Origin of the sequence: Sorangium sp. So ce381 (genome assembly GCF_051473845.1) — a bacterium.
GTDB lineage: Bacteria > Myxococcota_A > Polyangia > Polyangiales > Polyangiaceae > Sorangium > Sorangium atrum.
The window spans coordinates 4,264,667-4,278,539 of sequence record NZ_CP150336.1 but is presented as its reverse complement, the minus strand read 5'-3'; the positions used below and the strand labels follow the sequence as shown (position 1 = coordinate 4,278,539).

General features: G+C 72.6%; 6 protein-coding genes. 3 read left to right on the top strand and 3 right to left on the bottom strand.

Annotated features, from left to right (window positions below; genetic code table 11):
* Together WMF29_RS16220 and WMF29_RS16215 are read left to right on the top strand one after the other, a co-directional pair.
* Complete coding sequence (locus WMF29_RS16220) at window positions 1–3,423, top strand: RHS repeat-associated core domain-containing protein (protein ID WP_437329694.1); 3,423 nt, start codon at window positions 1–3, stop codon at window positions 3,421–3,423.
* Window positions 3,420–4,697, top strand: a complete 1,278-nt coding sequence (locus WMF29_RS16215; protein WP_437329693.1) for a hypothetical protein — start codon at window positions 3,420–3,422, stop codon at window positions 4,695–4,697. Before WMF29_RS16220 ends, WMF29_RS16215 begins: the two co-directional genes overlap by 4 nt.
* A gap of 596 nt (window positions 4,698–5,293) precedes the next feature.
* Here the strand turns inward: WMF29_RS16215 and WMF29_RS16210 are convergent.
* From WMF29_RS16210 to WMF29_RS16200, 3 genes are all read right to left on the bottom strand, one after another.
* Window positions 5,294–6,922, bottom strand: a complete 1,629-nt coding sequence (locus tag WMF29_RS16210) for a tetratricopeptide repeat protein (protein WP_437329692.1) — start codon at window positions 6,920–6,922, stop codon at window positions 5,294–5,296.
* Window positions 6,923–7,126: 204 nt separating this feature from the next.
* Window positions 7,127–8,035, bottom strand: a complete 909-nt coding sequence (locus WMF29_RS16205) for a hypothetical protein (RefSeq protein ID WP_437329691.1) — start codon at window positions 8,033–8,035, stop codon at window positions 7,127–7,129.
* Window positions 8,032–9,570, bottom strand: coding sequence for a hypothetical protein (locus tag WMF29_RS16200; protein ID WP_437329690.1), 1,539 nt, complete (start codon window positions 9,568–9,570; stop codon window positions 8,032–8,034). The genes WMF29_RS16205 and WMF29_RS16200 overlap by 4 nt, the downstream gene beginning before the upstream one ends.
* 373 nt (window positions 9,571–9,943) lie before the next feature.
* Between WMF29_RS16200 and WMF29_RS16195 the strand changes: the two genes are divergently transcribed.
* Window positions 9,944–13,834, top strand: a complete 3,891-nt coding sequence (locus WMF29_RS16195; RefSeq protein WP_437329689.1) for a serine/threonine-protein kinase — start codon at window positions 9,944–9,946, stop codon at window positions 13,832–13,834.
* Window positions 13,835–13,873 lie beyond the last annotated feature (39 nt).

Sequence of the window (13,873 nt, the reverse complement as noted above, 5' to 3'; positions counted from 1 at the left end):
GTGCGGCTGCCGTGCGGGGTACTGACCAGGTATCCCTGGGGCTACGCGCTCGCGGCCGATGGGCTGGCGTATCTGTTCGCGGAGCCGCTCGGCAGCCGCTGGCTGCTGAGCCGGATCGTCGACGTGCACGACAACGCCATCGCGCTCGCGTACGAGGACGGCGGCCTCGTGCAGGTCATCGACAGCGTAGGCCGTGTCGTGCGCGTACGGCGCCACAGCGACGGGCACATCGCCGCCTTCGAGGTCAAGAACGCCTTCGCGCACGGTCGATGGGAGACACGGCGGCGGTACGCGTTCGACGCGCGCGGCGACCTCATCGCGGCCGAGGACGCCGCGGGCCACGCCCACCGCTTCGCCTACGATGAACGCCATCGTCTGATTCGGCGAGAGGAGCCCGGCGGGCTCGTCGCCAAGTTTCGCTACAAGGACACGCGCTGCATCGAAGCGTGGTGTCACCGCGAGGGCAACGACGCGCTCGACGACGGCGTGCCGGGGGCCTTGAGTGACGGTTCACCTGCGAAGGGGTTCCTGCACGTCAAGATCGATCACCACGACGGCGTGCTCACGGAGGTGATCACCTCGCGCGCCATCCGGCGGGTCGACGGAAACGCCTTCGGCAAGCTCGACAGGATGGTCTGGGGAGCCGGCGGCGGCGTGCATATGTTCGGCTACGACGATACCGGTGCGCTGTGCGCGTACCAGGACGCGCTGGGGCAGGTCTTCCGCTGGGAGCGCGACACCGAGGGGCGGGTTCTGGCCGAGGTCGATCCGATGGCGAACAGGACCGCCTACGAGCACGACGCGCGCGGGCTCGTCTCGGCCATGACCGACGCGCTCGGCGGCACGGCGCGTTACGAGCGCGACGCGCGCGGCGATGTGGTGGCCGTCTACGACGACATGGGGTTCGTCGTCGGATTCGCCTACGACATGCGTGGCCTTCTGGTCGGCGCGACCCTGCCGAACGGCGGCGAGACGCGCATGGAGTACGACGCGCTCGCGAACCGCGTCCGCGTCGTCGAGCCCGACGGCGCCGAGCGGCGCATCCGATACGACTTCCTGGGCCGGGTGATGGGCTTCACCGACGAGCGCGGGCACGAGACGCGTTTCGCTTACGACGCCTGCGGCAGGCCCGCGGCCGTGTTCGGGCCGAGCGGCGCGGTGACGCGCTACGACTTCGACGTCGACGGCAACCTGGCGAGGATCAGCGACGCCGACGGGCGCACGACCACGCTGCGCTGGGGCGGTTTCCACGTCGTCACCGAGCTCGTGCGGCCCGACGGGAGCACGGTGCGGTATCGATACGACCGCGAGCAGGACCTGGTGCGCATCGTCAACGAGGCCGGTGAGGAGCACCGGATCGAGCGCGACGCCGAGGGGCGCATCACCGGCGAGCGGACCTTCGATGGGCGGGCGATCCGGTACAGGCTCGATCTGCTGGGCAGGATCGTCCGGAGGGAGTGCGGCTCCGAGAGCGTCGATCTCGAGTACGATCCGCTGGGCAGGCTCGTGAAACGGAGCACCTCGGATGGGCGCCAGGACGTGTTCGAGTACGATCCGCTCGGCCGGATCGAGCGCGCGGTCAGCGGCGGCATCGAGTGCGAGTACACCTACGACCGGCGGGGTCGGGTGACGACCGAGGTGACGCGGCGAGGCGCCGAGGTGCTCGCGGCGTTCGCGTGGACCTACGATGCCATGGGCAAGGCCACCTCCGTCTGCGGGCCGGGCGGCGAGATGAGCGTGCAGCGCGACGTCAGGGGGCGACCTGTGGCCGTGCAGATCGGCGGTGAGAGCGAGCCGCTGCGCCTCGCCTACGATGCGCGCGGCTTCGAGGTCGAGCGGCTCTTGCCAGGCGGCGGCAGAATCGCGACCGACGTCAACGCGGATGGGTTGATGGAGCGCCAGCGAGTGCTCGGCAGATCCATGGCGCCGCGTGTACGTCCGGGAGAGCCCGCCTGGGTCGGGCCGCTGCCATCGCGCGAGACGTGGCGCAGTACGTACGCTTGGTCGTCTGCGGGGCTGCTACGCACCGACGAGAACCTCGTTGGCACGGTGGGAGAGCTGCTCCGCGATGCGAACGGTCGCATCGTCGAGCGGCGCAAGGCGGGCAAGGCGGCGGAGCGGTTCCGCTTCACCGTGACAGGGGAGATGGAGAGGGAGGGCGAGCAGCGGACGTACACGCCGGGTGGGCGGTTGACGGCGCACACGACGAAACAAGAGACCGTGCGCTACGGCTACAGCGAGCGCGGCGATGTGGTGCGGAAGCGCGTGAGCGAGCTGGACGACCAAGGCGAGGTCCGACGCGAGCTTGTATGGACGTACGACTGGAGCGGCGACGGGCGGCTCATGGCAGCGCGAACCCCGGAAGGGAGGACGATCTCGTTCGCTTATGATGCCTTCGGCCGCAGGATCGAGAAGCGCGTTGCGCGGCTCGGGCAGGTCGAGAGCGTGACGCAGTATGCCTTTCGCGGCGACGTGATGGTCCACGAGCGTACAGAGCGAGCGCGGGACGGGCAGGCGCCCATCGTGGAAGAGCGGAGCTACGTCACGCTGCCGGAGAGCGTGCTGCCGCTAGCGCAGCGGGAGGGCGCCGGGGGGGCGCTCGGGTACTTCGTCCATGGGGTGAACGGGTTTCCTGAGGCGCTGATCGGTGGGGATGGGCACGTAGTCGGAGAGCTACAGGCCACGATGTACGGGCATGCGCCGACGGAACAGGCCGCGCTGACGCCGCTGCGGCTGCCGGGGCAGTACGCCGACGAGGAGACCGGGCTCCATTGCAACGGGCACAGGTACTACGACCCGGCGACGGGAGTGTATCTCAGTCCGGAGCCGCTCGGGATCGAGGGGAGCCTCAAGCCGTACGCGTATGTCGACGATCACCCGATGGATTGGGTGGATGTCGACGGGCTCCTTCGCTGCGTCATCACTCGCCGCAACGGCACACAGGTCGTGCGGAGCAGCGGAGGCAGCGAGGAATCAATCCACCCCGCGGTCGCAGCGGCCTTACCGAGGACGAACGCTCGACAACCAGGTGATCCAAGACCGCCGGAAGGCTGCGCCGAACCGCAAGCCCTCTCCGACCATATCAGGGACTGGGAACGCCGGACCGGCCGGTCCTGCGCCCCTGGAGATCGCAACTGGCAAAGGAATCTTAAGAGCGCGCTCGGCGAGGTCGACACCATACGCTCGGAAACCGGATCGAACGACGCCGTGCCTGCGTGCCCGAACTGCTCTCAGCTCATTCCGCGACTCTGGACGATGGCTGGACGACCACCGCCGAGCGGACGCGTGATCGGCGGTGGCACAAACGCGAGCCACGGCTATGCATCCCATCCGACCAGCCACCTCAGCCGTCCAAACGCACACGGTTCCATGAATCTGGGAACTTGGAAAGTAGACAACGGCCAATTTTCGAGGCGACGATGACCTCCCGCAAGGCGTTCCACCGTGGCTTCGACACCATCAAGCTGCCGGCGAGCCTCGCGCTGCGGCTTGACCGCCGCGACGAACACATCGAGTTACGCATCGACGGCGGCCGCGTCACAGAGCGCCCGGTCGGGCGGGGTAGCCGGGTGTCGTTCGATCGGAGCTTTACCAGGGCGTGCATCGCAGAAATCGTATTCGAGTACCGCCTCGCCAAGCTCCGCGCCGAGGGGTTCGCCGCTGGCGGTCAAGCCGTCACGAGTGCGCCCCCCGACGAAGACATGCTCGCCGCAGCTCACCAGATCGGCGCACAGCTCGAACGACGCGGCGATCCAATGGGAACGCTGATCGCATTCCAGGTCGAGCAGTTGCGTCACGATGGAGACGACGCACGCGCCTTGGTGCACGAGCTCCTCGACTCGACAAAGGAGATGACCTTCGGCCCGATCCCTGAGTTCGGCGAGCCATGTGCGTGCATCGACGACGGCCAAGATGGCCTCCTCGGCTGGGTCTATGACGACGACGCCGCCACCATCGATGAGGAGCTCCGACCGGAGCTCGAGCTCATCGGCCGCGACGCACTCGGCTTCTCACCGGATGCCCCCGACGTCTCGCTCGGCGTTGTCGGCCTGCACCGCTTGCGTCGACTTCTGGCAAGCCCCGCCGGGCGCTCACTCCGGTCTCTTCGCCTCATGACCTTCGGCGCGCTCGGCCCCTTCCTCGAGCTGCTCAACGCGCACGGGCGCGCGTCGGTGGTCGCGTCGCTCGTCGCTCGCGGGTCCAGTCCAGCCATCGGCGCCGCGCTGCCCGGCCTCCTGGGCCTGGGCACGCCGGAGCGGCCCCTCGCGACGTTGCTCTCTCAGCCCGCGCCGACGCTGCGCTACCTGACGGTATTTCGCGGAGACGATGACGTGCGAGGAGCCCTCGGGCCGCTCGGCCCCGGGAAGCTCCCAGCGCTCGAACACCTCGGACTCTGGTATCGCCCCACGCGCCCCGAAGGGCTCCGTGTGCTCGCAGCACACCCCCTCGTCCAACGACTTCGGTCGCTCGAGATCTGGTCGACGGATGACGCCAGGAAGCTTCCGTTCGACGATCTCCTCGCGCTGCGCCCAGCCCTCTCTCACCTCGCGCGGCTCCTCCTCGGAGGACACCTGGTCCCTTCTCAAATCCGGGAACGGTTCGCGAGTTGGCCCGCCGTCGAATTTGTGAGTCACGACCGCCGTGAGGTCGTCGCGCTCGATATCGCCACGCTGGGCTGGGCACGGGCGCTCCGGTGATTCCATGCCGAGCTCTTCAGAGATGAAAGCGCACGCGCGTCACGTCGGCTTCAACAAGCACGACCGCGCCAGCCATGCGATGACAGGAAGGTGAATGGAGGAGCCAAGACCGTCGCTCGCTGGATGCCTTTAGCCCGAAGATCTCGGAGCGTGCATTACAACAATCCGAGCAATCGATTGACCCGGCACAACGGCCGGGTGGCATCCGCGATGTTGGTATGTGGAAGGTCACGGGCAACCAGTTTCAGCGCGTCGGGAGACGATGAGCGACAACTGGAAGTTCTCCGACGCTCTGTCTCAGCTCGGCACAGCCGCGATCATCAGCGGACCGCACGACCGACGCGTGCTGGCGAAGCTGGCGCCTCCTGGTTGTACGCCGCGATGGGTCGATGCTGCGGATCTGCTCTCCCCCCTCCCTGAGCGCGCGGAGCGCGCGATTTGGGAGGGGCGGGCCGCGCGCAGGCGCGGAGCGCCGAGCACGGACCGGGGGTGGGCATCCGCTACCGCTGCTGCGCCCTCTCGCTCGTCGCGCACCGAAGCGCCCGGTCCCCTCACCCGGGCGCCCGACGAGAGAGCGCGACGGCTCGCGAGGCCGCTCAGTAGAAGCGGTAACCGAGGCTCGCCGGGGCCGCGAAGACCCAGCCGTCGAGGCCCTTCATGACCGTCGGGGAGACGCTCAGCAGGAGCGCGCCCGACGTCCAGCCCGCGCTCGGAAGGTCCGCGAGCACCAGGGACACGTCGACGCTCCCGCCGAACGCGAGCGTCTCCACGAGCGCGCTCTCGGGGAGGCTGCCCTCGCGCGCGTTCACGGCGACCTCGCTCCGACCGTAGTTGAGGTGGACCACCTCGGAGGGGATCTCCCCCTTGATCCCGGTGACCTTCGCCTCCTGCCCCACAGGGCCCACGAGCCCCGAAAGGCCGAGCCAGACGCGCCCGAGGCGCATCGAGACGGAGGGACCGCCGACAACGACATAGCCGCCGCCGAAGCGGTAGCCGCCCAGCACACGCGCGCCAAGGTGCAGATCCTCGGAGATCGCAACCCCGATGAACGCTTCCCCGCCGGCAAACGGCCCGATCGCCGGATCGAAGCTGGCATGGCAGACCTCATCGTCGCAGGGCGCGATGAGCTCACCCTCCGGGATGTTGTAGCTGTACGAGTACGCGCTCAGATCGCCGAAGCTGCCGGAGTCCATCAGGCCGATCAACGCGCCACCGGCCACACCGGCCTCGATCACGAAGCTCCCGGTGTGCCTCGGCGCAGATCCGGAGCTCGGCTCCGGCTCCTCGGATGCAGGAGGTGCCGCAGGCGGCGCATCGGTCTCCGGCCCCGCGGCAGCCTTGCCCGGCCCCGCAGCGCCCTTCCCAGCCTCCGCCGCAGCCGGGCCCTTCCCCGGCCCCGCAGCGCCCTTCCCGGACCCCGCAGCGCCCTTCCCCGGCCCCGCAGCGCCCTTCCCCGGCCCCGCAGCGCCCTTCCCGGGTCCCGCAGCGCCGTCCCCGGCCGCCGCGCTCCCCTTCTCCGACGCCGCCGCCACCGGCGCCGCCGGCGCGGGCGCCTCCGCCGCGGGCGCAGGCTGCGCAGCGGCCGAGGCGTCCTTGGCGAGCGCCGGCACCGCCACGGTCTTCCGCTCGCCCCGCTTGATCGCGACCGACTTCTCCCACGGCTTTCTGCCAGGGGCGCTCGCGCTCACCTTGTGCTGGCCAGGATCGATCGGCCTCGCCTGACCCCAGAGCGCGCCGTCGACGGGCGCCCCGTCCAGCGTCACCTCGAGCCCCTCGACCGCGGCTGCGCGCGGCACGCTCAGCGTCAGCCGAGGGAGCGACAGCTCCAGCTTCGCTCCCCTCGCCTTCGCGTCGGCCTCCAGGCGCTTGTTGCCCTCCTTGCGGGCCGCTGCGCCGAGATCGATGTACTCGGCCCACGCCGTCGCCACCTTGCCCTGCTTCTCGTGGCACATCGCCAGCGCGAGGAGCGTCGCCGACCTCGGGCTCAGCCTGTAGCTCTCCTCGAGCTTCGGGCAGGCCTCCGCGACCTTGCCCTTCTTCATCAGGCTCTTGCCCTCGTCGAGCAGCGCCTCCGCCTGCGCGAACGCGACGCCAGGGCTCACCGCGAGCGCGAGCGCGAACGCGACGCCGGCGAGGCGCGCGCAGGTGCGCCCGGCGCTCCAGGCGCGCCGCGACGCCTCGAGGCAGGAGCCGCGGCGCCGCGCGCGCCAGGGGGAAGCAAGCAACTTGTCGGAAGTCTCAGCGTCTTGCCGGTTCAAACGGTCCGTCGCTCCCAGGGCGATGCCCGTGAGGTGATGTCGAAGGCGCGAGCGCAAGGACGGCGCGCCTCTGCACTGCAAGGAGGACGGAGCGTATCACGCACCGTTTGAGCCGAGCAAAGCCGCGCGCGGTGCGTGGAGATGCCAGGACGGGCGCGTGGCGGGCGCAGGTCACCCGGCCGCCGAGCGCTCGTCGAGCAGCTTGATGCCGGCGGCGACCTCGCTGGCGAACGACTCGGCGAGCGCCCGCGCCTGGGCGAACCGCGGCGGGACTTCCCGGGCGGCGCGGGCGAGCGCCGCGACGGCGAGGTCGTGGGGCTGGCGCAGGAGGACGCGGTACGCGAGGCTCCGGCCAGGAGGGGTGGCGACGACCGCGAGCGTCGAGGCCGACCACGCGAACGGCGGGTCCTTGCGCGCGGCGGTCGCGAGATCCGTGAGCGGCGTGCGCGTCATCCAGAGGGAGAGCGCCTCGGCGAAGTCCGGCGGGGCGAGCCCCGGGACGTCGTGGCCCATGTCCGCGAGGCCGACGCGCCGGGTGTCGACCTGGACGCCGCGCAGCTGCCGCCACCGGAGCAGCCGCGCGGGCGGGCGCTGGCCGCGGAAGCTCGCGCGGCCCGTCCACCAGGCGACGAGCGCGTCCGTGCGAAAGCAGTCGAGCACCCGCGCGAACGTCGCGTGCCGCGAGAGCGCGGCCCCGACGTCCACCGGCGCGGGCACGAGCTCGCAGAGGTCGCGCACGCTCGCGAGCAGGCGGGGATAGCGGCTGCGCGTCAGGACGCTGGCGAGCTCGTGGTTCGTGAGCTGGAGCAGGTCGTTCAGCGCGGCCAGGAGCGCCCACTCGGCAGCGGTGAGCCCCGGGAGCACGTCGATCGGGGCGATGAGGCGGGCGACACGGACGCGGACCAGATCGATGCGCGAGCCGAGGTCGCGATCGATCGCCGGCGCGCCGTCGCCGAGGAGCAGCGCGAGCCGGACGCCGAAGGGGCGCACCGGGCGCAGAGGACCGCCGAGGACGAGCGGGGCGAGCACGTTCGCCTGGAGCTCGGAGAGCCGCTCGGCGATCGCTTCGGCCTGGGTCATTGGGGCGCCCGGCCAGCGCCCGGCGGCAGCGCCCTCGGCTCGGCCAGCGCCTCGGACGGGGCGAGATCGCGCAGCGGCCGGATGCCGACGCCGCCGAGCACGACCTCGGGCAGCTCGGTGGCCAGCGCCGCCGTGAGGCCCGCGGACGACGCGGTCACCGCCGACCATTGCTGGGCCTCGAGCAGCGCCGTCTCGAGGGCGACGAACGCCTCCTCCGGCACGCCGATCGCCCCCCCGTCGCGCCCGATGAACAGCGCCTGCCCGGCGGGGGCGCCCAGCGCGCGGAACAGCACGCCGGGCGCGACCGCAGGGACCGCGTCGTAGCCGGCAGGGATGTAGAGGCCCGGATGGACCTCCCGGAAGAACTCGCCGACCGGGATCCCCTCGATGCCGGTGGGGTGCCTGAGGAACGCGCCCGCGGCGGTGAAGGCGATGCGGGCGCGGCGCAGGGTCTCGGGGCCGAGCGCGTAGGCGACGTGCCGCAGGAGCGGCATCTCCTGCGGCCGGATCCACGAGGCCGTGACCGACCGCCACGGCTCGGAGCTCGGGACGAGGCGGAGCGACAGCACGACCGACGCGGGGCGCTGCGCGTCGCCCTCCGCCGCCACCTTCGCCGCGACGGGCTCGCGGCCGAGCTCCACCCGGGCGAACGCCGCGACGTCGCCCATCGCCGGCAGCTTCGCGATCTCCAGCGCCTCGCGACCCCCGCCCCGGAAGAGCACGAGGCCCGCCTCGCCGAACACCGGGCAGGCGCGGAGGTTGACCGGGTGCCGGAACCCCACCTCCACCGCCGCGCCCGGCGCGACCGGCACGAAATACCCGAGCCCCGGCGTGCTCGTGAGCAGCGGGACCATCCGGGCAGGGATGGCCGGCGCGCGGAAGAGGTACCGGAGCACCGGGGCGTCGTCGAAGCTCGACTCCGGCGGCCACTCGCACAGGCCGACCTCGGCCTCGACGCTGCTCCGGGAGAAGTAGCGGATGAGCGCCGGGCCGAGCCCCGACTCCGCGAGCAGCCAGCGCGGGCCAGGGTCCCGCCCGGCGGCCGGATCGAGGTGCGGCTCGAGCCGGAGCAGGAGCGTGCGCACGTCGACGCGCCGCTCGACCTCGTACGTCTGCGAGAAGGCGTTGTGATAGAGCGAGAGCGCCGCGTCGCTCGGCAGGATCTGCGGGACGTCGTACCCGAACGGCGCGGCCGCGTCGCGGTACTGGACGAAGTGCCGGCTCGTGCCGGTGAAGCTGTAGCCGCCCGCGAGCCGCGCGATCTCGGCGACACGGTCGAGCCGATCGCTGCTCTCGGCCGCGAACAGGAGGGTGACCTCCCGGGCCCCCAGCTTCGATCGGACGATCTCGACGACGAGCGAGCGGAGGATGTCCGCGAGCGAGCCCTGCCGCGTGTAGAGCGCCAGGAAGGCGACGAGCCGATCGATCGACGGCAGGAGGACGAGCCCCTTGGCGCCGAGCGCGACCCCCTTGGCGTCGAGCCCGAGGCCGGGCGTGCGCAGCCGGGTCTGGTGAACGGCGACGCGATCGAGCATCGAAATGGCTTCCGCCGCTCGAACGTAACGCAACGTAGCGCAACGTTGGAGGAGCAGCGGAGCCGAAGACGGTAGGAGGAGCCGCCGGATCCGTCAAGAGAGGCCCGCCGCGCGCTCTGCGAGCTCCCCGGCCGGGTCCGTCACGAGAGGCGCGCGCGGCGCTGCGAGCGCTCCTGCCGGCTCGCCGCGTCCGCCACGCTGCCCGGGTCCCGCGACCGCGACACTGGAACTGCCATGAGCGACGGCGTAGTCTCTTTCGCGAATGCGCCCTGTCGGAACACCGCAGGCCCACGCGGCCCGACGCGATGAGATCGCCTCTCCGCTGCGCCGGAGCCCCCTCGGCGCCCATCCCACAAACCACGTCGGCTAGCGCATGAGCTCCGCGCGTATCGAGTCCGCAAGGCCGCTCGTCGCAGGCCGGTTCCACATCGAGCACGAGGTCGGCCGCGGCGGCATCGGCACCGTGCACCGCGCCTTCGACGTGCAGACAGAGCGCTACGTCGCGCTGAAGATCATCACGGCGGTCGGGGTCGACGCCGAGGGCCAGGCCCGGCTCTCCCGCGAGGGGCAGGTCCTCTCGGAGCTCGATCACCCCGGGATCGTGAGGGTCGTTGCGTTCGGGACGCTCGAAGCGAGCGCTGTCGACGCGGAGGGGCGGCGCATCGAGGAGGGCGCGACCTTCATCGCGATGGAGTGGCTCGACGGCGAGGACCTGGCGGCGCGCCAGAAGCGCTCCCCGCTCTCGCTGCGCGAGGGGATCGAGGTCGGGCGGCAGGTGGCGTGCGCGCTCGCGGCCGCGCACGCCGCGGGCGTCGTCCACCGCGACATCAAGCCTTCCAACATCCTCCTCCTGCGCGGCTCGCCGGACGCCCCGCTCCGCACCAAGCTCGTGGACTTCGGCGTGGCGGCGTCGAAGGAGGTCGTGCTCACGACGGACGCGGGGGGTCTCGTCGGCACGCCGGCGTACATCTCGCCCGAGCAGGCGCGCGGCGACGCGACCGTCGACGCGCGCAGCGATCTCTACTCGCTCGGCGCCACGCTGTTCGAGCTGGTCGCCGGCCGGCCCCCGCACATGGGGCCGAGCTCGATCGCGACCCTCGTCCGCCTGGCCACGACGCCCGCGCCGCGCCTCTCGGAGTTCCTGCTCGACGTGGTCCCGGCGCTCGACGACCTGATCCACGCGCTCCTGCGCGCCGACCGGGAGCTCCGGCCGAGCTCGGCGCGCGAGGTGGCGGACAGGCTCGCGGCGCTCGCCGACGAGCCGTACCTGCCCACCCCGTCGCCGCTGCGCGTGAGCGACAACCCGCCGGGGGTGATGGGGACGCGGCTCGTGACCACGATCGTGGCGCTGCACGTGGCCACCGGGGAGGAGCGCCAGCGGGAGCTCGAAGCGCTGCGCCGCCGCGGGGCCGACGCGCTGCCGCTCGGCACGGACTCGATCGCCGCCCACCTCGGCGTGCGGCAGGCCCACGGCGACGAGGCGTCCCGCGCCCTCGAGCTCGGGCTCGCGCTCGGCGGCCGCGGCGGCCGCGTCGGCGTCGCCTCCGGCCGCATGCGCGTCGACAGGACGCGCTCCGCCGGCGAGGTCGTCGACCGCGCGGTCGCGCTCGCGCGCGAGGCGGGCCTCGGCAGGGTCCTCGCGGACGCCACCACGGTGGAGCTGTCCCGCGGGCGCTTCATGGGCGAGCCCCTGGAGAGCGGCGCCGTGCGGGTGCTGGCGCGCGCGCCGAAGCGGCCCGACGCGCAGACGCCGTTCGTGGGGCGGGACGCCGAGCTCATCACGACCGTCGCGGCGTTCGAGCGCTGCGTGGAGGACGGGACGCCGGTCGTGATGAGCATCTCGGGGCCGCCGGGGATCGGCAAGAGCCGGCTCGCGCGCGAGTTCGTCGCCCGCATCGTGGATCGACCGGATCCGCCGCGGCTCGTCCAGCTGCGCTGCGAGTCGTTCGGCCGCGCGCAGGCGCTCGGCGTCGCCACGGACGCGCTGCGGGTCCTCATGGGCCTGCCGAAGGGCGCGTCGCTCGAGCAGGCCGAGGACGCGGTGCGCGCGCGGCGGCCGCTCCACGGCGACGGCGGGCTCCTCGCGCGGCTGCTCGCGAACCAGCCGTTCCCCGACGGCGTCGACCTGCGCGGCGCGCGCGACGCGCTCTACCTCTCGATGACCGACATCGCCGTCGACGCGGCGTCGAGCGAGCCGTGCGCGCTGCTCGTCGAGGACGCGCAGTGGGCCGACCCGGAGAGCGTCGCGTGGCTCGATCACCTCCTCGGGCGGGCGACCGGGAGGGCGCTGTTCATCCTGCTCATGGTGCGCCCCGCGTTCTGGCGCGACCAGGGCCAGCGCTTCGCCGGCCGCGACCACGTGCGCGTGGAGCTGCGCCCCATCGCGCGCCGGGCCACGCGCGAGATCGCGCGGGCGGTCTTCAGCGCGGCCGCGGCCGCGCGGCCGTTCGACGAGGCGACGCTCGACCGCGTCGCGCAGCAGGCGGCCGGCTCGCCGCTCTTCGCCGAGGAGCTCGCGCGGGTCATCGCCTCGGGCAAGGACGCCGCCACGGCGCCCACGATCGAGGCGGCCATCCAGGTGAGCCTCGACGCGCTCGACGAGCCCACCCGGGAGGCGGTGGTGCGCATGAGCGTCTTCGGCCTGTCGGTGTGGGACCTGGGCCTCGCCGAGGTCGGGGTGGCCGAGCCCGCGACGGCGCTGAAGAAGCTCATCGCCGCGGAGCTCCTCGTCGCGCAGCCCGCGTCGCGCTTCCCGGCCACGCGCGAGTTCCTGTTCAAGCACGCGCTCGTCCGCGACGTCGCGTACGCGTCCGTCGGCGACGAGCTCCGCAAGAGGCTGCACGCCGCGGCGGCGCGCTGGCTCGATCGGCTCGGCGAGGACAGCGCGACGGTGGCGCAGCACTTCGATCTCGGCGGCGAGCACGAGGAGGCCGCGATCCGCTGGGAGGCCGCCGCGCGGCGCGCCCTGGCGACGAACTCGCTCCGCGACGCGGTCACCATGGCCGATCGCGCGCTCGTGTTCTCCCCCGACAAGCCGACGGCGTTCGCGCGCGCGGTCCTCCTCGAGGAGGCGTACTCGCGGCTCGACGCGCGCTCGCCCGAGCGCGACTCGGCGATCCGGGCGATGTGGGAGAACGTCTTCGACGAGGCGAGCGAGCTGCGCACGCTGACGGCCCGCGCGCGCTACGATCACGCGTGCGGCTCCGGCATCGACCTGGAGGAGCGGCTGACGGCGCTGCGCGACCGCGCCCGGTCGATCGATCTCGTCGAGGAGGAGGCGCAGTGCTCGGCGACGCTGGCGCAGGTCCACGCGTTCGCCGGGCAGCTGGCCATGGCCGAGCAGGAGGCCGCGCACCTGCTCGACCTGGCGGCGCGGCGGAACCTCGTCTGGGCGGCGGTCGACGCGTGGCAGACGCGCGCGGTCGCCCACCAGACGCGCGGCGAGCCGGCCGCTGCGCTGGGGGCGCGCCGGAACGCTGCGCGGGCCGCGCGCCGCGCCGGGCTGCAGGAGCGCGAGGCGATGCTGACGATGAACGTCGGCTTCGCGCTGACGACCATCGGGGCCCGGGAGGAGGCGCTCCAGGAGATCGAGGGGGGCATCGCCAGGGCGCAGGCGATCGGCAGCTCCGGGGCGGCTCGGCACGGGCAGATGATCCTGCTCTGCTGGGCGGCGACGTTCGGCCCCGAGCCTCGGCTCGACGCCGTGCTCGCGGAGCCGCGCGCGAGCGCGGACGAGGCCGCGGGGAGCATGTGGGTCGTGCGCGACCGGGTGACGCTGGGCATCCTGTTCTACCGGGGCTGCGAGCTCTTGCGCCTCGAGTCGTCGGGCCTCGCGCGGGCGCGCTCGCTGCTGAAGAAGGCGACCGACGCGTACCGCGTCACCGACAACCGCGACGTCCTGCCCGTCGCGCTCGGGTTCTGCGCCGAGGCGGAGCGCCGCTTCGGCAACGCCGAGCAGGCCCGCGAGATCGCGCGGGAGGCGGCGGCCCTGGTCGAGGCGGGCGCGCCGAGCCTGCTCAACGAGGCGCCGATCTACCTCGCGCTCCACGACGCGTGCGTGGACATGGGCGATCTGGAGGGCGCGCGGGCCGCGATGGAGCGCGCGATGCCCCCGCTCCTGCGCCGGCTGAAGGGCCTCGAGGGGACGCCCTACGCCAGCTCGTTCCTGCTGAACCTGCCGCAGAACTCGGCGCTGCTCGTGGCCGCCGAGGCCTACGGCTGCGTGCCGCCGGAGCTCGAGGCGATGCTGAGCGGCCGGCCGTAGAGCCCCGCGCGGCGCTCCGGCGCCCCCTCGCGGCGCCTC

Bases quoted from the DNA above. Each gene is read 5' to 3' on its own strand.
- WMF29_RS16215 (WP_437329693.1), top strand. From the start codon at position 3,420: ATGACCTCCCGCAAGGCGTTCCACCGTGGCTTCGACACCATCAAGCTG.
- WMF29_RS16195 (WP_437329689.1), top strand. From the start codon at position 9,944: ATGAGCTCCGCGCGTATCGAGTCCGCAAGGCCGCTCGTCGCAGGCCGG.
- WMF29_RS16205 (WP_437329691.1), bottom strand. From the start codon at position 8,035: ATGACCCAGGCCGAAGCGATCGCCGAGCGGCTCTCCGAGCTCCAGGCG.
- WMF29_RS16200 (WP_437329690.1), bottom strand. From the start codon at position 9,570: ATGCTCGATCGCGTCGCCGTTCACCAGACCCGGCTGCGCACGCCCGGC.